Below are 23,237 nucleotides of genomic sequence, written 5' to 3'. Positions count from 1 at the left end.
AACCCCGTCAACCACACATACGCACAAGTGAAGTTACTGGGTACGGGTGTTCGGGGGAAAGGTCACGGTGGTGGCGAGGCCCAGTACAGGGTTCCGCCCCTGCCCCGTCCTACTCCGCGAAGCGGAACGTCGACGTGATCGCGTCGAAGATGTCGAAGAACGAGTCGGCGAGGTCGAGCACCTGGCTGCTGCCCGCGACGAGGGCGACCTTGCCCTCCTGCCCCGGGACGGGGATGAACGTTTGCATGAGCACGGCGCGGATGGTGCGCTTGAGGGCGTCGTCGGGTACGGGGATGTCCTCGATGCCGTACGTCCGCGCGGCCGTGCCGACGCCCGGGATGTCGACCGTCGTGACCTTCCGCCACGCGTCGCCCTCCTTCTTGGCCTCCCGCACGGCGAGCTGGCTCGCGATGACCTGCGGGTCGGTGGAGAGGGGCTCGCCGGCCTGCGTACGCCCGCCGACGAGCGAGACGGTGATCGAGCCGGTGATGGGGGTGTCGCCGCCGAAGCTCTCGGCCATGCAGCCGCAGTACAGCGCGCCCGACTTCCAGGCGTCCGCCGCGGCCTTCCGGAGGAAGGCGGTGTACGTGTCCTGGTGCTTGGCCAACTCGGGCTGTTGCCGCACCCGTTCGGACACCATCCGCCGGATCGAGTCGTCCCGCGACTCGGGCCGCACGTCGAACTCCCACCACGACTCCGGAACCTTGATCCGAAAGCCGCCGCGCTCGATGGTGAGCGTCTCCATGTAGCGGGCCATGTCGGTTGCTCTCCCCGGGTTCCGAAGCAAACTGCAGTCTGATGTGCGCGCAAGCCTACGAGGCCGCGTACGCGCGGTCCCAGCGGCTCATTCGTACGCTTCCCCAGGTGCCCATCGCCACGGCGGCGAGGACGAGGCCGGCGATGAGTCCTCCGTAAGAGTCGGACTCGGCATCGGTCACCGGGCCGGCGACACCTTCGGGGTCGTACCGGACCCGCAGGATGTCGCCCTTCGACACCGAACGGCAGCCGTCACCCTCGGAGAGCGTCGGCGAGATCCTTGTGCCGTCCGCCCGCCGCTGCAGGGTGCACTGGTCGGTTTTGGCGTCCTCCATTCCAACGACCGTGGCCGTGGTCCACCGCCCGCGCTCGGCGAGCGCAGACTGCTGCCCGGCCTCACCCGCCACGACGCCCAGTGCCACGCCCGCGACTACCGGAACGATGAGCTGCCACGCCATCTTCCGCTGGGCACGCGGAACGCGCCGCAGCCCAAGCATCGGGACGAGCACCGTCGCCAGCGGCAGCAGGAACCACGCCATCAGTACGGCCACCCCGCCGACCCAGGACTTCAGCGGCAGCGCGGGGGCGAGCCAGCCGAGCCCTGCGGATCCGAGAGCGCAGGTGAGGCTGAAGGCGAGCCAGCGGGCGGTCTGTTTCGACATCCGAGCAGCCTAGGCCCGGATGTGCGGGGCGCTCGTCACAGCCAAATCACCGAACCCGACCCATACGGGAATCAGCGGGACACATTCGCTCTGGCGAAACCGTTGGACGCACGGATACCGTCACTGCTCTTGACTGAACCTAAATCTCACGGGGAGTCCACTGTGAAGCGCCGCACTTTGCCCGTTGCTGCCGCGTTGGCCGCGACCGCAGCCCTACTGCTGACGGCTTGCGGCGGCGGGGACGACAAGTCGGACGACAGCGACAAGATCGCGGGCGCCGACCAGGCGTCCAAGGAATCGGCTTCGCCGAGCGCGGAAGCATCGGATGCCGTCGAGCGCCCCACGGTCACGCTTCCCAAGGATGTCAGTAACGTCTTCGAGAGCTGGAAGACGGGCGACGCGACAAACGACGCGGTACTCGCGGACGTCACCCGGCGGATCAACGCCACGGACGCGTCGATCACGGCCGGCGAGCCGGACTCCGAGGCGATCAAGTTCTACTACAAGGGTGACGCCCTCATCGATGCTGTCGAGTGGGTCCAGGGCTACAAGAACGACGGCAAGTCGATCACGGGGACAACGCGTTACTTCAACCCTGAGATCAAGGTCGCGGACGAGGACACGGCCGCTGTTGCCTACTGCTCCGACGAGAGCAAGGCATACGACAAGGACCGGAAGACGGACAAGGCCGACAAGACAACCGTCACCAAGAACTCGTACGTCACCTACAGCGCGCGCGTCCAGAAGAACGATCAGGGTGTCTGGCAGACCACGAGTCTGCTCTCGGAGAGGGGGAACGCGAAGTGCGCTCCGTGACATTGCGGGGCGGATGGTTCGTGACGGGAGTCGCGGCCACCGCGTTGGTACTCACTCCCGGCACCGCATTCGCCGACAAGGGCGGCAACAACGCGCAGGGCAGCGGCAAGGCCCAGACCAGTGGCGGACAGGGCGGCGGCGCCATCGACTCCCTCGTCACCTTCAGCGGCAGTACCGGCGGCGGGGGCAAGGCGAAAACGGGCAACGTGCGGCCCGTGGGCGACTGGGACCCTCCGGCCTGCTGGTACGAGCCCCGTACGGCGGACCAGTTCGGCAAGTACGTCGAGGACACGTACAACGAGACGGTCAACTACCCGGGCCAGCACAGCTACGCCAAGACGGCTGTGGGCCAGTTCAGGGACAAGTACAAGGACGGCGACTACAAGGACTACAACAAGGATGTGGCGGACGAGGGCAACTGGTGGGTCGCCGTCCGTGACGAGGACCGCTGGATGGAGCCGGAGGCGCAGGTCTGCGACGAGCAGCCGTTCTGGGTCGAGAACGGTGACGATCCGGGCGTCCCCAACGCGGTCACCCCACAGGTCCTCGCCGAACTCGCGTACAACCGCCTTCAGCTCCCCGAAACCGAGGTCACGCTCGCTCCCGAGGCGAATACCAAAGTGAACCTGCCTACCTGGGCCTGGCTGGACAAAGCCACGTTCAAGGAGGTCGACGTCACCGCCGAACTCAACGCGGGCGGCCTCAACATCCAGGCCACGACCACCGCCAAGCCCGTGTCTCTCAAACTGGAACCGGGCACGGCGGACGCCGAGACCTACCCCGCCTCCGGTGAGTGCGTGATCAACGACGACGGTTCGATCGGAGAGCCGTACGCCAGGGGCAAGGCCGACGAGACACCACCCTGCGGCATCAGGTACCTGCGCTCGTCGGGTGACGGAACATTCAAGCTCCAGGCCACCGTCACCTGGGAGATCAGCTGGACGGGCACCGGGGGCGCGGGCGGCGACCTCCCCGACGGCACCTTCGGCGCCGACCAGGAGATCACCGTCCAGGAGATCCAGTCGGTCAACCGCTGACGACAGCGACACAGAAGACTGCGGCCGGGGGCGTACCAAGACGATTGGTGCGCCCCCGCCATCGGACCACATCCACGGCCTCCCGGTGACGGCCCGGTGAAGCGCCCCACCATTCGGGATATGCGCACCCTGCCACCGCAACATGAGCCATCCGGTACTCGCCCCCGAGGCGCACGCCGCAACGGGCCCCGGCTCCGAACGCGTACGCCGCGTTCGGAGCCGCTGTGCGGCCAGACACATTCAGGCCACAGGAGCAATTCGCTTGCCCCGGTTCATCCTCATCCGCCCAACCGTGCAAGGAAGTTCGCTGTAGCGAAAATGATCGCCCCACGGATACCGTCGTTGCTCTCGACTGCACTTCTGTCTCACGGGGAGTCCACTGTGAAGCGCCGCACTTTGCCGGTTGCTACCGCGTTCGCCACCTTGCTACTGGCGGCTTGTGGGGGCGGGAGCGAGGACAACCGGTCCAGCAGCGGCGACAAAGTCGCCAACATGCGACCAGGAGCAGAACCGCCGGAGAAGCCGGCCGAGCCGTCGGCGCCACCCGCGGACGACGAACCGGACGGCGTGGACGTGTCTCTGCCCGCCGACGTGGATCTGGTCTTCGACTGGAACAAGCCGAAGAACAGGAACGAGGCGGCCGCGACGTCCGACGCCGCCAACTTCTTCCGCGCAATCTACCGGGGTGTGGACAAGCGGACGCCCAAGGACCCGGCTGTGACCACGTACTCCACCGGCGAGGGGCTGAACTACGCGAAGACGCAGATCGACGCCTGGATCGACGGCGGTTGGACCGCCACGGGCACCCTGCGCCACTACGACGCCACCACACGCTCCACCGCGAACGGCGACTCGGTGGAGGTCGCGTTCTGCGCAGACTCCGGCAAGTTCTACGGCAAGGAAATCAAGACCGAGAAGATCCTGAGGACAGAGCCCGGCATCAAGGACTTCGACCACTACAAGCTCGTCATGGTCAAGGCCTCTCAGAGCACGGACTTGTGGCAGGCGTCCAAGGTGTTCGTCGAGACGAGGGCGACGAATTGCCGGTGAGTTCCGGCATCGGTGCCGGCCACGACCGCTTCCTCTCCTCACCCCACATACAAACCACTCGGGAAACCCGGACCACAATATGAGTGACCTGCGTCTCGAAGACACAGTCTTCGAAGACCTGAAGAAGACCTTCTCGACGATCAGCGACCGAATGGACACCGCGCGCCGCACGCTCCGTGGCGCCGACGGCTCCGCGGTCGGTGAGAGCGAACTCGTCGAGGAGGTCCACGAGTTCGCCGACGACTGGGGCTACGGCATCAAGCAGCTCGGCAAGCACACCCATGGCGCCGTGAAGATGATCAACAAGATAGGCGAGGAGTTCGGCAAGCTCGACCACGATCTCGCCGAATCCCTCAGGACGAAGAAGAAGGGCAAGTAATCGTGGCCGGCAAGCGCCCCGCCTTCCCGAACATAGGCTGGGACCCGACGCCGGGAGACGTCGACGACACCCGGGACCTCGCCAAGAAACTCGGCGGCCTGGCGAGTGACCTCGGCACCACTCTCCGCGAGTTGGAGCGGATCGAGGCCGGTGCCTGGAAGGGCAAGACCGCGGTCGCCTTCACCGAGTACGTCGGCAAGGACGTCACCCCGCTCATCCGCAAGAGCCACGACTCCTTCGACAAGGCCTCGCGCGCCCTGCACCGGTGGGCGAACGAACTCCTCGACTTCCAGGACGAGGCGAACCGGCTGGAGAAGTCCGCCGGGGAGAAGCTGGAAGCCAGGGAGACCGCACAACAGAAAGCCGACGCGAAAGGCGACGGCAAGGGCAGCGAAGAGCTCGGCCGGGCCTCCGGCGCGGTCGACGAGATCACCGGCAAGGTCCACGACCTCGAGGACCGCTACAAGCGGGCCGCCGGCAACATAAGCAAGGAACTCGACAAGGCCGGCGACATCGCGCCCGACGAGCCCGGTTTCTGGGACAAGCTCACCAAGGGCGTCGCAGACGCGTGGGACGCCACCGGGCAGTGGATCAAGGACCACGCCGACATGATCAAGCTGATCGGCGATCTGCTGAGTGATCTGAGCGCCGTGCTGGGCATGTTGGCCATCATCACTCTGCCCTTCCCACCGCTGGCGGCGATCTTCGGTACCGCCGCGCTCATCGCAAGCGGTCTCGCGCTGGCGGCACACGGGTTGGCCAAGTGGGGTGGTGCCGATGTGAGCTGGATGCAGATGGGGCTGGACGCCGTGGGACTGATGCCGGGCATAGGCATGTTCAGCAAGGGCATCAAGGTGGTTGGCGCCGGCAAGGCCACGGCCCTGGCCGGGAACCTCGGCCAGGGTTTCACGAAGACCTCGATCGGCAGCTCACGCATCCTGATGGCCTTCGGCAAGAACGCGCGGGGACTCGAGGGCGGACTCGGCAAAGCCGGCCTGGTGAAGATCGGCGGCAAGTCCGGCGACGTCTACGAGGTGGCGCACGCCACCAGTGGCCTGAAGTCACGTATGGGTGGCCTTGCCGCCGCCGGTTACCACGAGGGCCAGTGGCTCGGTTCCAAGGGTCTCAACATGATCCCGGGCGTGAACATCAGCCCCTTGGGCGCCGGTATCGCCATCGACGCGGGGGCCAAGATCTTCCCCAAGATCACGAGCATCCACCAGCACGTGGGGGAGGCTCTCTTCCCTGGCGACCAGTTCGAGAAGTCCGCCACCGGAGGCTGAGCCTCCGGACCAGAGTGTCAGAGTGAACCGACCAGGACGAGCCTGCTGACTCGCCACGCTCCTCCCCAGTCGCCCCCCGTCGCCGCGTAAGGAAGTGAATACGGACATGAACATCTGGCAGCCGGAACCAGGAGAGACGCTTCTCGGGCGCGCTCCGATGACCTTCGCGACGGGCGCCGCCACGCAGGTCAAGGGCATGCGCTGGTTCCGCGACACCGAGCGCAACGACATTCAGGCCGAGCTGCCGGGCTGGCCCGAGGGGCCGGTGTTCACGCCCCGGTCGATGGGAGAAACGGCCGCGAGGAAGACCGTGAAGGGAGCGGCGATGGTCCTGGGCGTCGCCGTCATGGCCGTCCTCAGCTCCGCCGGAGGCAATGTGAGCGGGTCCTCCGGCCCGGACTCCGGCAAGGACACTCCGGACGACCCCGAGAACGAGGTCGAGGACTTCCCGGTCATGTGGGCCGCGCCCGGCACGCTGGCCCGCACCCTGCCCTGGCAGCTGGATCCTGCGCGCTCCGACGAGAAGCGCTACCGGACGCACGCGATCGTCACCGACCGCCGACTGGTCGTCGTGGGCCTCCCCTACCACAAGAAGGACTCCACGATCATCGAGGACGAGGTCCTCTGGGAGACCCCCCGGTCCAACATCAGCGAGGTCGAGCACAGGGACTTCAAGGACGGGTACGACGTCAAGATCCTGTTCTCCGACGGTTCGTGGTGCAGGTTGGGCAGTTTCAGACGGCAGAAAGTCACCGGGTATCTCATCCACCCCTTCGACGTGGTCCCCCTGGACAGCCTCGCGCCGGCACAACGCGGCGCCATCGACAATTTCGTCGCGACGGCCCACGCCCCGGACCTCGGAACTCCCGTGGTCACTCGTCGCCCCTCCGGCCACTTCCGGGTCGAGGTTCCGGTGCCGAGCGAGCTGAGCTCCTTCTTCGGCTCCGGCAGCCGCAGTCTGGTCATGGACGCCGACGGGGTCGAGGTACCGCACAAGGACATCCGCCCGGAAGACCTCTGACCCCTGCCCGTACGCCTGACCAGAACGGCCCGCCTTCCATGACTCCCCCCACCAAGACGACGAGCCCCCTTCCCAGCGCCCCCTCCTCCCAAGAACCCCCACCCATCTGGTTCCTGGCCCCCGAGGGCTTCTTCGCGCTCCCTCTCGCCGCCACTCCCGAGGAACGAGCCGACCTCTCCCATTCCTTCGTACGAGAGCTCTACTCCCGCGGCGACGAGAACGTATGGGAACCGGCCGCCCCGTACTACGCGGCGATGGCCGAGATGATGGCGGGCACCGGAGTCTCGTACTCGGCGATGGGGCTGTTCTCGACTGCCGACGAGAACGGGACGCAGGACGACGGGGCGCAGGCCGACGGGACGCAGGACGGGGAAGTCGCCCGGCACGAAGGAGCCGACGGAGTCGCCCAGTGCGCCCTCACCGTGGCCGCCGTGCCGACGGACCAGGCCGACACCGACACCGACGTCGTGGCCCAGGGCATCCTCGCGATCCTCTCCGGCGACGAGTACAACGACGCCCGCTGGCTCGACCTGCCCTGCGGTCCTGCTGTGTCCTGCGTGACGCTGCGCGAGTACAGGATCAAACCGGAACTGACGGAGACCGGCGAGCAGGTCGATCTGCTCACAGGACAGATCCAGGTCCATGTCCCTTTCCCCACGGGCCCGTTCACCGCGGTCTTCACGCTCCACACGGCGTCCATGGACTACTGGACCGAATTCTGCGACCTGATGGCAGCCGTCCTCCAGACGGTGTCCTTCACGGATCCGACGGAGGGTACGGAAGGTTTGGAGGGTGCGGAGGGTGCGGAGGGTGCGGAGGAGAGCCAAGCATAGTGATCGTCGAGACCGATTCCGACCCAGCCGTGTGGTTTCACATGCCCCTGCGTGGCACCGGGGCGGAATTCGCACAGTGGATGGACCTGCAACTCAAGGCGAGTGCACTGGTCCACCGGCGCCAGCTCACCTGGCGTGAGAAGCAGCGGTCGAAGAAGTTCTTGGAGAGTTCGGCCGCCATGCTGCGCGACCGCGTCGAGGCCGACCAGGCGTTCCTCTTCGGCCCGATGCCCCCGCAGGCGTCACCGCTGGTCCTCTTCACCAAGCAGTTCGCCTGCGACGAGGAACACAGCCCCCTGCACCTGAGCATGCTGGTCGAACCCGACCCCGCGGCCGACGGGCACGCGGACACAGCCCCCTTCGTCTCGCTCCACCTCGGCGAGGGCCTGCGCTGCGTGCGCAGTTGGACCCGCCCCGACGGTGGCCCGATCACGTCCGTCGCGTACGCCTGGAACGACGCGGCCCGCGATATCGACCTGGTACTCAAGGGGCATTACGACAACCCCGACCTCCTCGAAGCCTCTTTCGACGCCATCGAAGACTTCGCAAAAAGCATCTGGATCGCCTGACGAACTCCGCGGACACGCGGACCAGAACACCTTGGGGGACAAGGACATGGCAGGGTCAGCCAAGCCAAGACGGCCGAGGGCAGCCGCACCTTCGTTGCGGTATGAACACCGGCCCGGCAAACGGTCTGGAGGCGGGGGCAAGAACAAGGGTTCCGGGAAGGGCGACAAGGCATTCGGCTGTCTCGCCCTCCTGGCCGTTTTGGCCTCGTTCGCTCTCCTCGTCCTTTCGGACATGTTCTGGGGCGACGAAACCTGGGAATGGTCGGCCGGCACCTGGCCCGGCGGCGCGTACGGCTTCGCCATGTTCCTGGGAGCACTGGTGCCGTGCGTGGCGACGCTCTTCGTTCTGACCGCATCCCGTACGGATTGGAAATCCTGGAAGTCCCACAAGGTCCGATCGTTCGGTTTCACGTTGCTGGCCGTCGTGTGCGGCGCGGCGATGCTGCAGCTCGTGTCGCTGATCTTCAATGCCCAGGACACCGGCAAGTGGGGCCGGGGTCGGGACACTCCCCCCAGTTGGGTCTTCAGCAACTACCCGTGGCTGTGGTCGGTCGGTCTGGTGTCCACCATCGTCACGGCCACCCTGCTGATCGCCTTGGCCATTTCACGCGACAAGCGGACTTCGCCGACCGCTGACGCCGGTGCGTCCGCACCGAATTGACTCCGTTTGCTGCCTCTTGTTATCTCTCGCGGAGAAGTTCGCAGTGGCGAAAACACGCCCCCCGCAGCTAGCGTCGGGCGACATGCGACAGACCGCGCCCGCCGACCGGACCGCCTACGGCAAGACCGTTGGTGAGACCGATGGTGAGTCCGATGGCAAGACCGATGGTGACAACGTCTTCGGCCTGATCACGCCCGAGGACTGGTTTCGCATTCCGCTCGTTCCCGAGGAGCGGCGTGAGGCGTCCGTGAGTGCCCTGATCAAGAGGCAGTTCGCAGGTGTGGACGACCAGCCGGTGCTTCGCCGTCAGGCGGAGGAACAGTTGCTGGGGGCCGCGGAGGCCGGGGTCGAGCAGGGTGGAGTCGTGCTCTACCTGTCGTTCCTGGAAGCGGCGGGCATCCCTCTCTCCGCGTCCCTGCTGATCTCCCGCATCCACCAGCGGTTCGACAGCCTCGACGCGGTCTCTGCGCTGAGGGGCAAGGGCGAGGCGGCTCACGTACGGCTGCCGGCCGCCGGGCGGGCGGCCCGGCGGCGACGGTCGGAGCGGACCCGGGAGTCCCGGCGGCTCGGCACCGAGTTCGAGGACACGATCGTGGAGTACTTCGTGCCCGTACCGGATCGCGACGAAGTGCTGATGCTGACGTTCAGCACCCCGCTGGAGCCCATCGCGGACTCGATGGTGGAGCTCTTCGACGCGGTCGCCGGTACCCTCCGCTGGCAGAAAAAGGCCCAGCCAACTCCAGCAGGTCAGGCAGCTCAACCGGCCCAGACAACTCAAACAAGTCAGGCAGCTCAAGCAGCTCAGGAACCACGGGGGCAACAGGGATGACGGAGGGGCGGCTCAGGGTCTCCACCGAGGATCTGCACACGGCCGGGGTCGGCCTGCGGACGGTGGCCACGGAGTTCGAGGGGCTCGACAAGCTCCTGGACGCCTACGACCGGCGGACGGTCGGGCACAAGCTGCTGCAGGAGAGGCTGCAGGAGTTCTCGGACGGCTGGAACGACAACCGCGAGAAGATGATCGAGGAGATCAAGGGCCTGGGCGAGGTCGCCAAGACGGCCGGCGAGGCCTACACGCAGATCGACGACGAGCTGTACAAGGCGCTCGTCGGCGACAAGAACGGCAAGAGCGACAAGGGCGGCAAGGGCGGCAAGGGCGGCAAGAGCAAGACCGGCAAGGACCAGAAGTGACGCGCCCCGCCGACCACCGCTGGGAGGTGCTGGGCGAGAGCGAGGATCCCGTACCGGGTGATGTGTACGACCTGACCGCGCTCGCCAAGCGTTTCACCGCCACCGCGAAGACCATCTCGGACGCCGCCGCCGCGCTGCGCAGGCTCGGCGACCAGAAGAGCTGGGACTCCAAGGCAGGCCGGGAGTTCGCCGAGAAGGCCGACGACACCGCGAAGACCGTGAGCAAGGCGCACGGCCGCTACGAAGAGGCCGGCGCCGCGCTGAAGGAGTACCACACCGAGCTCTCGACGATCCAGGGCGAGGCCGACGGGCTGCTGAGGCAGGCCGAGACGAAGAGCGGCGACCTCACGACCGCGAAGTCCAAGGCCGACAACCCGCCCAAGGACACCGACAAGGCCGGGCAGAAGACGCTCGACACCGCCGTCACGGATCTGCAGGGCGACCTGGACGATCTGCGCGGCAAGCTCGCCACCCTCAAGGGCCGCCACAACACGGCGGGCAACTCCGCCGCCAAGCGCATCCACGAGATCACCGAGGGCGACGACCTCAACGACTCCTGGCTGGACGACCTGCGTGACACCCTGAACATCGTCGCCGACATCGCGGGAGCCGTCGCCGCCGTCTGCGGGGTGGTGGCGCTCCTTGTCGGCTGGATCCCGATCATCGGCCAGGCGATCGCCGGTGTCCTCGGTACCATCGCGCTGATCGCCACCGCCATCTCGCTCGTCTGCCATCTGCTCCTCGCCATCAACGGCGACGGGTCGTGGGGCGACGTCGCCATGGACGTACTGAGCCTTGCGACCTTCGGCATCGGACGGGTCTTCTCCGCCGGCGCCAAGCTCGCCGCCACGGCAGGCCGCAGCCGCGTCTGGACGGCGGCGGCCCAGTACGTACGCGGGTGGAATCCGGCTATGAGTTCGGCCGCGCGGCGCGCGCTGGTCATCGAGATGGTCGGTGCGCGCGCCGGGGCGACCGGGGCCGCCGCCGCGCCCCGCGTGGGCCTGTCGGGCGCCTTCAGGGGTCTGGGCACCTCCTTCGTCGATGACCTCGGCACGATCCGGGGCAACTGGAGGGACCTGTTCAAGGCCGGCGACAACATCTCGGCGGTACGTGACGCCTACCGCGCTGGTGGTGCGCGCGGCCTCGCGAGCATGTACGTGGGTCCGGGGATGGTCGACGAACTCGCCCGGATCAAGAACATCGATCCGACGGACCTGAGCTTCATCGGCACGCCCGACGCCTTCAAGCAGGCCATGTCGTACAACTCGTGGGCGCTCGGGGCGACCGGTACGGGGGCCACCACGGACACCAACAGCTTCATCGGACTCTTCGAGGGCAACGACATCGACGTGACCGGCCCCGACGCCTCGCTGGCGGGGAGGTAGCCGCCGATGGACACCACGGAGACGGCCGCGGCCGCCGACTGGCACGAGTGCCGTGTCACACTGCCCGCCCCGCACAACTGGTTCGTACTCGACCTCACCGCCGAGCGGCCCGCGGAGTGGGCGCGGGCGGCGGCCGAGGAGCACTTCCCGGCCGACGACCCCCCCGCCGACTGGCGCGAGGCGTTCGCCGAGGACGTGCTCTGGTACTGGGCCGTCGCCGCCCGGCAGCAGGCGCTCTGCGCGGCGGTCCTCGCGCCTCAGGGCGGTGGCGTGGCCGCGTTCTACTGCGTACGGGAACTGGGGGGCGTCCCGGCCGAGTCGCTGCGCCTGGATGTGCTGCGCGCGGAGGCCGAGGCCGCCGAGGGGCCGTTCTTCCGTCCGCCGGAGATCACGGAGGTCGAGCTGCCGCTGGGAGCCGCGCTGCGCGTGCACCGCCTGGAGCCCACGGATCCCGAGGCCGACAGCGGCACTGTGCTGGAGGGTGTGGCGCACTACGTGCTGCCGCGCGAGCACCCCACCGCGTTGGAGTGCCGCCTTCTCTGGGGCGCTCCCGGGCTGGGCGAGGAGCTGGGAAAGATGGCCGACGAGCTGGCGGACTCAGTCCGACTTGTCTGACTCGCCGTCCTTGTCGAGAGAAGTGCCGAGGGAAGTGCCGCGAGAGGTGCCTCCAGAGATGCCGCCAGAGCTGGGGAGCGGGCCTCCCACGCCTCCCAGCCCGAACCGTTCCCACGGGACGAGCGCCAGCGGCATCCAGCTGAAGCCGACGACGAAGAAGCTCACCAGGGTCGTCGGCCCCTTGGGAAGAATCCAGCCGAGCTGGGCGGCAAGCAGCGAGACGACGACCAGGTAGACGCTGAACACAACAAGGGCGAGCGCCTTGAGGAGGGCCTCGCCCGGTCCGAGCCTGGGCTTGTCCTCGGTGCCCCGGACCGCCGCGAAGAGGAGCAGCGGCAGCATCAGGCCCAGCAGGCCGCCCATGCCGATGCCGCCGAGGCCCACGGCATTCCGTCCGTCGTCAGGGACCGCTGACGACAAGAACGAGTCGTCGGCCAGACCGAGGGTCAGGGCAACGCCCGCAAAGGCGCCGAGCGTCATGGTCGCCAGCACAAGCAGCAGCCCCGCACCGAACACGATGTTCCCTGCCGTCGACCGCCCAGGACTCTGCGCCCGGGGTTCCCCGGCCCCTGATCCAACAGACATGGACTCTCCCATTCCTCATGGAGTCCGGACGAGGATAGCTGGCCGGGGTGGCCGCGAGGAGTGGGGCACTCAGCGGTTCACGGACTGGATCTCCTTGACCGTGACGTTCTCCTCGTACGTGGACAGATCGTCCGGCAGCGCGGGCTGCTGCGGCGGGCCGTCCGGGTCGGCGGAGTCGGTCCAGGTCACCTTCCAGGTGATCGACGCCTTGAAGGGGTAGGTGCCCGTGCCGGACGAGCGACGGTAGGTGACGTTGCAGCCCGCGTCCTCGCTGTCGACCGTGTAGCCGTTCTTGCCCTTCGCGAGGTCGTACGTGCAGGTCGCCGGGTCGGCGTCGTCGGTACCGGCCTCCACCTTGAGCGCGACCGGGGTCGCGACGGTGGTCGCGGCCATCTGGACGCCCTTGTAGTCGATGCTCGCGGTCGTCCACACGCGATCGAAGTCGCCCTTGAACTTCACCCGCGTACCGAGGTTCACGATGAGCCGGTCCGCGCGCGGGCTCAGTTCGACGGGTGGCGCGGGCAACTTGGTTGAGTTGAAGGCGAGTTCGGAGAGGGTCTCCGGGGTGAGCTTGTTGGGATCGGGCTGCGGGTCGGCCGGCGGGACCCAGATCTCCCAGTTGTCCGTGGTGACGGGGCAGGCGTCGGTGTACTCGTCGTTGCGGAACTGCACCTGCCACCACAGGCCCTTGTCGTCCTTGCGGTAGCCCTCTTCCTCGCGCTTCCTGGCGTAGCTCGCCGCGGGTTCCTGCGCCCCGTCGTAGGCGGTCTTGATGAACTCCTCGTACTCCTCTGAGGTGTACATGGGCTCGTACCAGCAGACCGGGGGCTTCCAGTTCGCGTTCGAGGACGTGGTGGTCGAGGTGGGGCCGCCCGAACCGGCCTTGCTCTGGTCGATCCGGATGTGGGCACCGATGGTCCCGTTGCCGGAACCGGCACCGGAGTCCTGGTTCGGCCGGTCGGGCGCGGTGGTCCCCTGGTCTCCGCCGGTGGTCTCACCCGCGTACGCCGGGAAGCCCGTCCCCAGCGCCATGACCAGCCCGGCGGCCACGGCAGTCCGCAGAACGGGACGAGCCGCGCCCGCCCCTGCACCGGCACTCGTACGTATCCCTGTACCTATCCCTGCACGCACGACGCGTCCCCCTTCTTCCAGTTCTGCTGCGTCACCTGCCAGTCGCCGCGGGAGTCCTTCTCGACCTGGAGCGTGTTGAGGACGAAGTCCTTGTCGCTCGGCTGGGTGCGCTGCACCTTCTCGGTCTTGATCACCTTGTTGTAGGCCTTGCTCTGGTCCTCGCAGTAACGGGCCGCCGCCTTCCTGCCGTTCGCGACATCGGTGACCTCGAAGTCGAAGTACCGGTAGTCGCCCGTGACGGTCAGCCCGTCCTTCTTGACCGTCGCCACGCGATCGCCCCAGTAGGCGAGGGCGTTCGCCGCGAAGTAGCGGTTCATGTTGGCGGTCCGGCCGTCCCCCTCGGCGAAGGCCTCAATACGGGCCTGCGCCGCGTACGCCACATCCCGCACGATCGCGTCCTTCGTCGCGTCCCCGGTCGACTCCTTCTGGACGTCCACCGTGATGTCCGGGGGGAGGTCGAAGGCCGGGGCGCCTTTCTCGGGGGGACGGGGACGCCGACGGCGTCGGAGAGTTCGACTCGCCCGAATCCGCTCCCGCGATGTCGTCGCCGTCCGATCCGCTGCTCGAATCGCTGCTGCAACCAGTCATGAACAGGGTGGTGGCAACAAGGAGGCAGCCCCCAGCCGCCCTCTGTCGCGTGCTCAGCATTCGCTCGCCCTCAGAGGTAGATGATCGGCGTGCCAGGGGATGCTCCCATGTCCGGTCTGTCTCGGACCATGCGTACCAAGGGACTGGTGCGACGCGGAGACAGTCGTGATGCAACCTTCACAACTGCGACACCGTTCGTGAACGCGTCGGGCCGCGGTCACCGTAAGGCTTCGTACGGCGGACCGCTTCCTCCGCCCACTCGAACTGCCCGCCCTCAGCTGCTCAGTCCCAGTGCAACGTCTCGGCCACGGCATCGAACAACTCGACCATCTTCGGCGCCAGTGGTTCCAATGGAGTTGAGAAGACCAGCATCAACCAGTGGTCGCTGGCGGGGATCGGCACGTGGTATGTGACGGTCGTTGTCGAGAGAGTGTTGCCGAGTTGATCGTCGGGCTTCGGGGCTTCCACCTTGTACTCACGCACCGCTTCGCCTGCTGCCGTGAGCTCGACGACCTTCGTGTCGCGTCCTCGCCGTCGCAGGCTCGACGCCACGTCGTGTGCCGTAGGAGTTCCTGGCCAGCTGTTCGGTGGAATGCTGACCAGCAGTGACGATGCCAGTGGCAGCGGGCCCACCATCAAGGTGGACAGGTACAGCTCCAGTCCGCCTACCTTGCGAGCCTCCTTCGCCTTCTTCTGGAGGTCTCGCATGAAGCGCTGCTTGATGTGTGGAGCGTTGTCGACTCCGTCGAACTGACGGTCCGCGAGAGCGATGATGCTCCGATCGCGCTCATCCGGGTCCAGCGAGATCTGGAACCAGCCATTGGGCACGACGAGCTTGTAGTCACTCGGCGGCGACGACCACTCTTCGGCATCACGAATTACCGATGCCATCTCAGGAGCCCGCACCGATCTCGTTTCCGTCTGCGTCGAGCGGGACGAGCCGCATCGTCGCGACCAACTCATCGGTCAACTCGGTCAGTTCCTCTGCGCGTTCGAACACTTCCCAGCGAGTAGCGATCTCGATGATCGTCTCCGTACCAGGAGGGAAGACGGCATATCGGATCGATTCGCTCAGCCGACTTCCGATCCCGAAAAGACGCTTCGCCTGGAGGGTGGCCTGCACTCGAACTGCTGGACCGGCCGCGAGGTCCATGTGGGACACGTCGGGGGTCCCGACGACCTTCACGTTCGACCACTGGAGCAGCATGGGCTCCACCTCGGCCGGCGTGGGGCGGGTAACCCCGTCCTCCGCATACGAGCTGACCACGACCTCCGCCAGGAATCCGCCACCGCCCGAATAGCAGGCGGCCACGAGGATCGGGCCATCCTCGTCGGCCCTGAGAGCTCTGTCGGCCAGCTCCTTGACGAGCGACTCTCTGGGCACCAAGAGGGTCAGGGGATTGAAGTGGTCGACCGCCGCCCTTGCCAGTTGCTCCGCTTCCTCCTTCGAACCCTCGGTCAGAGTCAAGTCGATCCACCCTGGCTGGAAGTCGAATCGGCAAGCGAAATCGTCTGCCGAAACCCGATCCGAATGATCCGTCACAGCGGCCTCTCAGTCATCTCCACCACTCACCTCATCAATAAACAGACCACCGACGGTAATGGCAGAACCGACGCCGGACATGACTGTTGCTTTCGTTGCGATCTTGTTGGCCCCTGGGAACTGGCCGAGGGCGCCACTCATGCCCTTGATTTCTTTCAGCTGTGATGCCACACCGGCATCCGCCAAGGAGAAGGATCTCGCTGCACCCAAGGGTAGGCTCCCCTCGCCACGGATGGTCACAGTGTTCTTCGCATCGCGGAATCCGCTCGGAGTCTTGAACGTCTTGAAGCCGTCCTTCCACACAGTCTTGGTGAACGGTTCGGTGAAAACCTCCCGGAGCGACTTGAGAACATCCCCCTTCTCAAGGGTTTCCTTCTTGCCAGCGAGCTTATTGAACTGCTTGCCCTGCCGTCGCGTGGCTTTTGATGTTTTTGCCGCCTTCCCGGCCAAATCCATTCTCTTGACCGCAGACTTCACAAAACGCCCTGCCACTTTGGAGAATGCCTTGCCCACACCCATGGCCAGGAATCCAACTGCCGCCCATCCCAGCTCAGTCCATGACGCGTCTCCCATGGCCACTTGAATGGCGGTACAGAGCACATTGACAAGTGTGGCCACCATGGAAATAGCGCCCAACAGGCCGGCCAGGGCTTGCCCGATAACCGGAATCCATCCGACTAGAAGGGATGCGATTCCCGCCCACTTGGCAATATTCTCCGTCAAGTCGGCAATGAAAGAGACGACATCACCGAACTCGTCCCAGAAACCATCCTTCAGAGAATCGCTCGAAATCACATCATCGATGGCATCCCGAGCGACCTTTGCGGCCCGGTCACGGATCCCCTTGGCTTCCTCAAGTTTCGTTCTTGCGGCCTCGACATCGCCGGCTGCCGCGTCACGCTTTTCTTCCAGCTCTTTCTTGCTCTTCTTTTCATCTTTACCTGTGAGCTGGTCGAGACTCTTCGCGGCGGCGCCTTTTCGCTCATCGGCATCTCTGGCTTCCCTGAGGGCGACATCGGCGATCTTCTGAGCGCGATTCAGGTCGGTCGCGTAGTCCCTGGGTGGAGCCGTCGCATTGGCTTCATAGCCCGCACCATAGTCGATGATGGAATCACCAATGGCGTCGGCTACCGTCTCGTAACGCTTGAGAGCCGCCTCAAGCCTTCCTCGGCTCTCCTTGACTTTCCCCCGAAACTCCTTTCCCGCGTCAGAGTCCCAGGATTCAACCTTCACAACCGATTTAATATGGCCTAGCTGCCTGTCCAGCTCATCCGCAGTCTTGCGCAGCTCTTTTCCGAGCTGCTCGAGCCGCTCCGGATCTCCAGGAATCGGATCACTGTCTGCCAATGGATGCCAGTCGCGCGAGCGTCCCCCCATGTTTCATTTGCCCTTCCCGGGAGATTTCTTGGCACCGTCACCACGAATGGCCTCCGCAAGGTCATGGTCTATATCTTCATAAGCCTTGGCTGCCGCTTTTGCGATAGCGGCGAGACGCTTGACTTCTTCAGCCAACTCCTCTCGGTGAATTTCCCAGTTCTCCACGAAATCCTTGAACTGCCACGCCAGATCGTGCTCTCCGAAATCACCTTCATATTTCCCTTTGAGCTTCGACAGTCCCTCGAATGCCTTCCTGATGTTGTCGAGACCTGTTCCCATGTCGCGGATCACCGACAGGTCCTCGATCTTCGTGTACTCGGCCACGATCCCCCGTTCTCACCATCCCAGCGCAGGTCAGCGCGAGGCATGGCTGCGCGTCCCAGGCATCCCTTGTGTACGGCTCGGCTCAGCCAGGGCTCCTGGCCCAAACGGCAGCCGGTGCGACAGGGTGCGCAAACACCCCATCGCACCGGAAGTGCCGAGCAAATGGCTACTAGCCCTTGACACCCTTGGCCAGCTCGTCGTCCAGGTCCTGGTACGCCTTCGCGGCGCTGGTCAGGAACTTGGACATGCCGGTCAGGCCCTCGATCGTGTCCTTCGCGCCCTTCTTGAACTCGGTGAAGGAGTCCTCGAAGGCCTGCGAGCCCTTGCGGGTGGTGTAGCCGTCCTTGACGAGGCCCTGGATGTAGCGCTCAAGGGCGTCGAGCTTCTCGTCGATCTTGTCCTTGGCGTCGGTCAGCTTGGTAGCCGCCTTGTGCATCTCGTCATAAGTGATATCTGCGTCTTTGCCGCCGGCCATGTGGCGTCCTCCATAACAACTCGACTTGCCGCAGGGCCAACCCCCGTGGCTCCCGTTGCGGATGATGCGATCGTCCGCCGAGTCTGCAGCTTACGCAGGACGCTTGCAGCCGCACACCCCGGATCCTTCAAGAGCCTTCAGGGAACCAGCACATACGCCGTTGCCTGTGGGAAGGGTGGAGCGGATATCGTCACTGGGCAGCTTCTGGGCAGCAGGAGAGCAGTCAACGGGGAGGACGATCGTGCGCCTGACTCTGACCGTCGTCGATCCACTGGGCGGCGCCAACGCCGACGTGGTGCTCGACGCGGATCCCGAGTCCTCGGTCGGGGACATCGCGAAAGAGCTGGCCGCACACGTCGGCTACAGCGGCGGGGCACAGATCATCCCCATCGGACACCACGGACAGCATGGACAGCACGGACAGCAGGCGGGCAGCGGCGGAGCGCCCCTCGCCTATGTCGACGGCCATCCCGTCGACCCGGCCTCCACCATCGGCACCTCACCCCTGCGCGAGGGCGCCGTCGTCAGCCTGCACGACCCCGCCGGCTGCCTGCCCGGCGAGCCGACCGGCCTGGTCGAGCTGCGCGTCGCGAGCGGTCCCGCGGCCGGCGCCGTGCACCGGCTCGGCATCGGGCGGTACGACATCGGCAGCGGCCCCGCCTCCTACGTACGGATCGACGATCCCGAGCTTCCCGCCCGCGCGCTGACGTTGTCAGTTGCAACGGACGGAACCTGTCAGGTCGTCGCACACAGGGGCGACCGGAACAACGGGAACAACGGGGATGACAAGGACGCCACGGACAAGGGCGGTGTCACCCTCGACGGTGAGCCCCTCGACGGCAAGGACTGGCCCCTCGGTGCCCAGGTCGCCGTCGGCAACACCCTTCTCGAACTCGATCGCTACTCCCCGCCCAACGCCGCGTTGAAGTGGTCCGACGACGGGGCGGGGCTGGACTACAACCGGCCGCCCCGCCTTCAGCCGCCCGAGCGCCAGACGCGGTTCAAACTGCCCGCCCCTCCGCGCGACTTCGAGGCCCGGCCGCTGCCCTGGCTGATGGCCCTGACCCCGCTGGTCGGCGCGGTCGTGGCCGTGATGATCTTCGGACGCTGGTACTACCTGATCATGGCCCTGCTGAGCCCGCTGATCCTCTTCGGCAACTACTTCATGGACAAGAAGCACGGGCGCAAGTCCCATGCGAAGCAGGTCAAGGAGTACAAGGAGCACAAGGAGCGGATCGAGAAGGACGCTCAGGACGCGCTGATAGCGGAGCGGCTCGACCGGCGGCTCGCCGTTCCCGATCCCGCCTCCGTGCTCTCCATGAGCACCGGGCCCCGTACGCGGCTCTGGGAGCGGCGGCGCACCGACGCCGACCATCTCGTCCTCCGCGTCGGCACGGGACAGCTGCCCTCCGAGGTCGTGCTCGACGACCCCGAGCAGGACGACCACAAGCGCGAGGTCACCTGGAAGATCCAGGACGCCCCGGTGACACTGCCGCTGCGCGAGCGCGGTGTCGTGGGGATCGCCGGGCCCGGCGACTCGGCCCAGTCCATCGGGCGTTGGATCGTCGCGCAGAGTGCCGTGCTGCACAGCCCGCTCGACGTGCAGTTCTACGTCCTCACCGAGAACAGCGCCCAGACCACCTGGGACTGGGTCCGCTGGCTGCCGCACTCGCGCCCCTCCGGCGCCCAGGACGCCAACGTCCTGATCGGCACGGACGCCGAGACCGTCGGCGCCCGCATCGGCGAGCTCACCCAGCTCCTCGACGCCCGCCAGAAGGCCGCCAAGGAGAACGGGCGCCAGACCAACTTCACCGACCCGGATATTGTGGTTATTTGGGACGGTTCGCGGCGGCTTCGGTCCATGCCGGGTGTGGTGCGGCTGCTGCGCGAAGGCCCGAGCGTCAGCATGTACGCGATCTGCCTCGATGCCGAAGAGCGGTTCCTGCCCGGCGAGTGCCAGGCCATCGTCATCGCCGAGCCGAAGCCCGAGGAGCACATCACCTCGGTCACGGCGTCCCGCGAACCGGCCGCCCAGGGCGGCGGCTTCCCCTCCTTCCAGGCCTGGCACACCGCCGAGCCCGACGACCAGCGGGCCGGCGAGCAGAAGCCGCTCGAACTGCGGCTGCGCGTCGAGCAGACGGGCACGGCCCGGGTCAAGAACGTACGGCCCGACTTCGTGTCGGCGGCCTGGTGCGCGCGCCTCTCCCGGTCTCTCTCCCCCATCCGCGACATCAGTGGCGAGACCGAGGACTCGGCGCTGCCCGGCTCCAGCCGGCTGCTCGACGTGCTCCAGCTGGAGCCGCCGACGAGCGACGCGATCTCCGCCCGCTGGCGCATGGGCGGGCAGTCGACGATGGCGGTCGTCGGTGAGTCGTACGACGGGGCGTTCGGCATCGACATCCGGCGGGACGGGCCGCACGGTCTGATCGCGGGTACGACCGGTTCGGGTAAGTCGGAGCTGCTGCAGACGATCGTGGCCGCGCTGGCCGTGGCGAACACACCCGAGAACATGACGTTCGTGCTGGTCGACTACAAGGGTGGCGCGGCCTTCAAGGACTGTGTGAACCTGCCGCACACCGTCGGCATGGTCACCGACCTCGACGCGCACCTCGTCGAGCGGGCCCTGGAGTCGCTCGGCGCCGAGCTGCACCGGCGCGAGCACATCCTGGCCGCCGCCGACGCCAAGGACATCGAGGACTACCAGGATCTCGTACGGCGCGATCCCTCGAACCGGCCGCTGCCCCGACTCCTCATCGTCATCGACGAGTTCGCCTCGATGGTCCGTGACCTGCCCGACTTCGTGACGGGTCTGGTCAACATCGCCCAGCGAGGCCGTTCGCTCGGTATCCACCTGCTGCTCGCCACCCAGCGGCCGAGTGGTGTCGTGTCGCCCGAGATCCGGGCCAACACCAACCTCCGTATCGCGCTGCGGGTGACGGACGGCGGCGAGTCGAGCGACGTCATCGACTCGCCCGAGGCCGGGCACATCTCCAAGAGCACGCCCGGTCGCGCGTACGTCCGGCTCGGGCACGCCTCGCTCGTACCGTTCCAGTCGGGACGTGTCGGTGGCCGGCGGCCCGGAGCCGCCGACCCGACCGTGCTCGCGCCCTGGGCCGGGCCGCTGGCCTGGGAGGACCTGGGGCGTGCCGCGCTCGTCAAGCCCAAGGCCGAGGCCCGCGAGGAGGAGGAGATCACCGACCTGAAGGTGCTCGTGGACGCGATCCGCGACGCCAACGGGGCACTCGGCATCCCCTCCCAGCACAGCCCGTGGCTGCCCGCGCTCTCCGAGACGCTGCTGCTGGACGAGGTCGAGATGCCCGCGGTCGCCGCACTCGCGGCGGGCAAGCTGCCGCCGGCCCCGTTCGGTGTCGAGGACCTGCCCGCCGACCAGGCCCGCCGCCCGGTCGTCGTCGACTTCTCCACCTTCGGGCACCTCATCGTGGGCGGTGCGCCGCGCAGTGGCCGTTCGCAGATCCTGCGCACCCTCGCCGGGTCGATCGCCCGCACGCACTCCTCGAAGGACGTGCACCTGTACGGCATCGACTGCGGCAACGGCGCCCTCAACGCGCTGACGCGGCTGCCGCACTGCGGTGCCGTCGTCGCACGTAACCAGACGGAGCGGGCCGTACGACTGGTCACGCGCCTCAAGGGCGAGTTGACGAGGCGTCAGGATCTGTTGTCCGACAAGGGGTTCGCCGACATCGGGGAGCAGCGGGCGTCCGTCACCGAGGAGGAGCGGCTGCCGCACATCGTCGTACTGCTCGACCGGTGGGAGGGCTGGCTGCCGACGCTCGGCGAGTACAACCACGGTGAGCTGACGGACGAGTTGCAGACGATGATGCGCGAGGGCGCGAGCGTCGGCATCCACCTCGTCGTGACCGGTGACCGGCAGGTGCTGCTCGGCCGGATGGCCTCGCTCACCGAGGAGAAGTACGGTCTGCGGCTCGCCGACAAGTCCGACTTCTCGATGCTCGGCATCAACGCGCGCAAGGTGCCCGAGGAGATCCCGCCCGGGCGCGGTTTCAAGAACGAGTCGGCGATCGAGACGCAGTTCGCGCTGCTGTCGGACGACCTGAGCGGTCAGGGTCAGGCGGCGGCGCTCGCCACGATCGGCGAGGCGGCCACGGCCCGGGACGCCGAAGTCCCGCGCGCCAAGCGCCCGTTCCGGGTGGACTCCCTGCCCTCCCGCATCGGTTTCGCGGAGGCCTGGGAGATGCGGGACCCGGCGGTCGCGCAGTCCAAGCTGTGGGGTCTGGCGGGCATCGGCGGCGACGACATCATGGCCTTCGGTCCGGACCTCTCGCAGGGCGTGCCGACGTTCGTCGTCGCGGGCCCGGCGAAGTCGGGCCGCAGCACGGCCCTGTTGAACCTCGCCCGCTCGTACCTCCTCCAGGGCGTACGTATCGTCGTGGCGGCCCCGCGGCCCTCGCCACTCCGCGAACTCGACGGCCAGGACGGCGTGTTGAAGGTCTTCACGGACGACGACATCGAGAGCGACGACTTCAACGAGGCGATCGAGTCGGCGTCCCCCGAGGAGCCGATCGTCGTCATCGTGGACGACGGCGAAGTCCTGGAGGACGCGGACTGCGAACGCGAGCTGAAGCGCCTCGTCCAGCGCGGCGCCGACCGCGGCCTCGCACTCGTCATCGGCGGCGACGAGGAAGAGGTCTGCAGCGGCTTCTCCGGCTGGCAGGTCGAGGCGAAGAAGGGCCGCCGCGGCATCCTGCTCTCCCCGCAGGACTCCGGCGCCGGCGAACTGATCGGCATCCGCACCACCCGCAGCATGGTCGGCGGCCCGATCACCCCGGGCAAGGGGATGCTCCACCTGGGCAACGGGGAGCCGGTCACGGTGACCGTGCCGCTGTAGTACCGCGGAGGGTTCGCCCGGGGGGGGGGGGGGGGGGGGGCGCCGCCCCCCCCCCCCCCCCGCCCCCCCCCCCCCCCCCCCCCCCCCCC

At 67.0% G+C, this 23,237-nt stretch carries 24 protein-coding genes; 14 read left to right on the top strand and 10 right to left on the bottom strand.

The annotated features are described in order from the left end of the window. Nucleotides 1–109 precede the first annotated feature (109 nt). On the bottom strand, nucleotides 110–757 hold the full coding sequence (locus ACIBEI_RS15710) for a hypothetical protein (protein WP_398888950.1): 648 nt from the start codon (nucleotides 755–757) through the stop codon (nucleotides 110–112). Between the two features lie 55 nt (nucleotides 758–812). Beyond that, nucleotides 813–1,418 (bottom strand): hypothetical protein, encoded by a 606-nt coding sequence (locus ACIBEI_RS15705; RefSeq protein ID WP_398888948.1) that lies wholly within the window; start codon nucleotides 1,416–1,418, stop codon nucleotides 813–815. Nucleotides 1,419–1,580: 162 nt separating this feature from the next. Between ACIBEI_RS15705 and ACIBEI_RS15700 the strand changes: the two genes are divergently transcribed. The 13 genes from ACIBEI_RS15700 to ACIBEI_RS15640 all read left to right on the top strand — a co-directional run bounded on the left by ACIBEI_RS15700 (nucleotide 1,581) and on the right by ACIBEI_RS15640 (nucleotide 12,258). Then, the gene (locus ACIBEI_RS15700) at nucleotides 1,581–2,234 is read left to right on the top strand and encodes a hypothetical protein (RefSeq protein ID WP_398888946.1); all 654 of its coding nucleotides are present in this window, start codon (nucleotides 1,581–1,583) and stop codon (nucleotides 2,232–2,234) included. 20 nt (nucleotides 2,235–2,254) lie between these two features. Next, nucleotides 2,255–3,271 carry a hypothetical protein gene (locus ACIBEI_RS15695; protein ID WP_398888944.1) on the top strand — a complete coding sequence of 339 codons (1,017 nt, stop codon included), beginning with the start codon at nucleotides 2,255–2,257 and terminating at the stop codon, nucleotides 3,269–3,271. 381 nt (nucleotides 3,272–3,652) lie between these two features. Continuing rightward, nucleotides 3,653–4,321, top strand: coding sequence for a hypothetical protein (locus tag ACIBEI_RS15690; RefSeq protein ID WP_398888943.1), 669 nt, complete (start codon nucleotides 3,653–3,655; stop codon nucleotides 4,319–4,321). 79 nt (nucleotides 4,322–4,400) lie between these two features. After that, nucleotides 4,401–4,700: a hypothetical protein gene (locus ACIBEI_RS15685; protein ID WP_398888941.1), complete on the top strand. Its 300-nt coding sequence runs from the start codon at nucleotides 4,401–4,403 to the stop codon at nucleotides 4,698–4,700. Between the two features lie 2 nt (nucleotides 4,701–4,702). Beyond that, nucleotides 4,703–5,983 (top strand): enoyl-CoA hydratase/isomerase family protein, encoded by a 1,281-nt coding sequence (locus tag ACIBEI_RS15680; RefSeq protein WP_398888939.1) that lies wholly within the window; start codon nucleotides 4,703–4,705, stop codon nucleotides 5,981–5,983. 106 nt (nucleotides 5,984–6,089) lie between these two features. Further along, nucleotides 6,090–7,004, top strand: a complete 915-nt coding sequence (locus tag ACIBEI_RS15675) for a hypothetical protein (protein WP_398888937.1) — start codon at nucleotides 6,090–6,092, stop codon at nucleotides 7,002–7,004. A gap of 38 nt (nucleotides 7,005–7,042) precedes the next feature. Then, nucleotides 7,043–7,837: a hypothetical protein gene (locus ACIBEI_RS15670; protein WP_398888935.1), complete on the top strand. Its 795-nt coding sequence runs from the start codon at nucleotides 7,043–7,045 to the stop codon at nucleotides 7,835–7,837. 80 nt (nucleotides 7,838–7,917) lie between these two features. Then, nucleotides 7,918–8,406: a hypothetical protein gene (locus ACIBEI_RS15665; protein WP_398888933.1), complete on the top strand. Its 489-nt coding sequence runs from the start codon at nucleotides 7,918–7,920 to the stop codon at nucleotides 8,404–8,406. Between the two features lie 232 nt (nucleotides 8,407–8,638). Next, nucleotides 8,639–9,067 carry a hypothetical protein gene (locus ACIBEI_RS15660; protein WP_398888931.1) on the top strand — a complete coding sequence of 143 codons (429 nt, stop codon included), beginning with the start codon at nucleotides 8,639–8,641 and terminating at the stop codon, nucleotides 9,065–9,067. 82 nt (nucleotides 9,068–9,149) lie between these two features. Continuing rightward, a complete protein-coding gene (locus tag ACIBEI_RS15655; RefSeq protein WP_398888929.1) occupies nucleotides 9,150–9,896 on the top strand; it encodes a hypothetical protein in 747 nt (248 codons plus the stop codon). Beyond that, nucleotides 9,893–10,258, top strand: a complete 366-nt coding sequence (locus ACIBEI_RS15650; protein ID WP_398888927.1) for a hypothetical protein — start codon at nucleotides 9,893–9,895, stop codon at nucleotides 10,256–10,258. Before ACIBEI_RS15655 ends, ACIBEI_RS15650 begins: the two co-directional genes overlap by 4 nt. Next, entirely contained in the window at nucleotides 10,255–11,643 is a 1,389-nt protein-coding gene (locus ACIBEI_RS15645; RefSeq protein ID WP_398888925.1) for a putative T7SS-secreted protein, read from the top strand. Before ACIBEI_RS15650 ends, ACIBEI_RS15645 begins: the two co-directional genes overlap by 4 nt. 6 nt (nucleotides 11,644–11,649) lie before the next feature. Then, nucleotides 11,650–12,258: a hypothetical protein gene (locus ACIBEI_RS15640; RefSeq protein WP_398888924.1), complete on the top strand. Its 609-nt coding sequence runs from the start codon at nucleotides 11,650–11,652 to the stop codon at nucleotides 12,256–12,258. Here ACIBEI_RS15640 and ACIBEI_RS15635 read toward each other — a convergent pair. From ACIBEI_RS15635 to ACIBEI_RS15600, 8 genes are all read right to left on the bottom strand, one after another. Beyond that, on the bottom strand, nucleotides 12,241–12,843 hold the full coding sequence (locus tag ACIBEI_RS15635; protein ID WP_398888922.1) for a hypothetical protein: 603 nt from the start codon (nucleotides 12,841–12,843) through the stop codon (nucleotides 12,241–12,243). The genes ACIBEI_RS15640 and ACIBEI_RS15635 overlap by 18 nt on opposite strands. A gap of 69 nt (nucleotides 12,844–12,912) precedes the next feature. Further along, nucleotides 12,913–13,893, bottom strand: coding sequence for a hypothetical protein (locus ACIBEI_RS15630; protein ID WP_398888920.1), 981 nt, complete (start codon nucleotides 13,891–13,893; stop codon nucleotides 12,913–12,915). A 65-nt stretch (nucleotides 13,894–13,958) separates the two neighbouring features. Continuing rightward, the gene (locus ACIBEI_RS15625; RefSeq protein WP_398888918.1) at nucleotides 13,959–14,411 is read right to left on the bottom strand and encodes a hypothetical protein; all 453 of its coding nucleotides are present in this window, start codon (nucleotides 14,409–14,411) and stop codon (nucleotides 13,959–13,961) included. Between the two features lie 433 nt (nucleotides 14,412–14,844). Then, nucleotides 14,845–15,453: a hypothetical protein gene (locus ACIBEI_RS15620; RefSeq protein ID WP_398888916.1), complete on the bottom strand. Its 609-nt coding sequence runs from the start codon at nucleotides 15,451–15,453 to the stop codon at nucleotides 14,845–14,847. A gap of 1 nt (nucleotide 15,454) precedes the next feature. Further along, on the bottom strand, nucleotides 15,455–16,030 hold the full coding sequence (locus ACIBEI_RS15615; protein WP_398888914.1) for a hypothetical protein: 576 nt from the start codon (nucleotides 16,028–16,030) through the stop codon (nucleotides 15,455–15,457). Between the two features lie 84 nt (nucleotides 16,031–16,114). Continuing rightward, entirely contained in the window at nucleotides 16,115–17,482 is a 1,368-nt protein-coding gene (locus ACIBEI_RS15610; RefSeq protein WP_398888912.1) for a WXG100 family type VII secretion target, read from the bottom strand. Nucleotides 17,483–17,485: 3 nt separating this feature from the next. After that, nucleotides 17,486–17,806, bottom strand: coding sequence for a hypothetical protein (locus ACIBEI_RS15605; protein ID WP_398888910.1), 321 nt, complete (start codon nucleotides 17,804–17,806; stop codon nucleotides 17,486–17,488). 169 nt (nucleotides 17,807–17,975) lie between these two features. Beyond that, nucleotides 17,976–18,281, bottom strand: coding sequence for a WXG100 family type VII secretion target (locus ACIBEI_RS15600; RefSeq protein WP_079053446.1), 306 nt, complete (start codon nucleotides 18,279–18,281; stop codon nucleotides 17,976–17,978). A 241-nt stretch (nucleotides 18,282–18,522) separates the two neighbouring features. Between ACIBEI_RS15600 and ACIBEI_RS15595 the strand changes: the two genes are divergently transcribed. Then, nucleotides 18,523–23,148, top strand: coding sequence for an FtsK/SpoIIIE domain-containing protein (locus tag ACIBEI_RS15595; protein ID WP_398888908.1), 4,626 nt, complete (start codon nucleotides 18,523–18,525; stop codon nucleotides 23,146–23,148). Nucleotides 23,149–23,237: the final 89 nt, after the last annotated feature.

The sequence above is a fragment of the Streptomyces sp. NPDC050988 genome, from assembly GCF_044456225.1.
In the GTDB taxonomy this organism is placed as follows: domain Bacteria; phylum Actinomycetota; class Actinomycetes; order Streptomycetales; family Streptomycetaceae; genus Streptomyces.
Note: the sequence above shows the minus strand (reverse complement) of the source record. Positions and strands in the feature narration are given on the sequence as shown.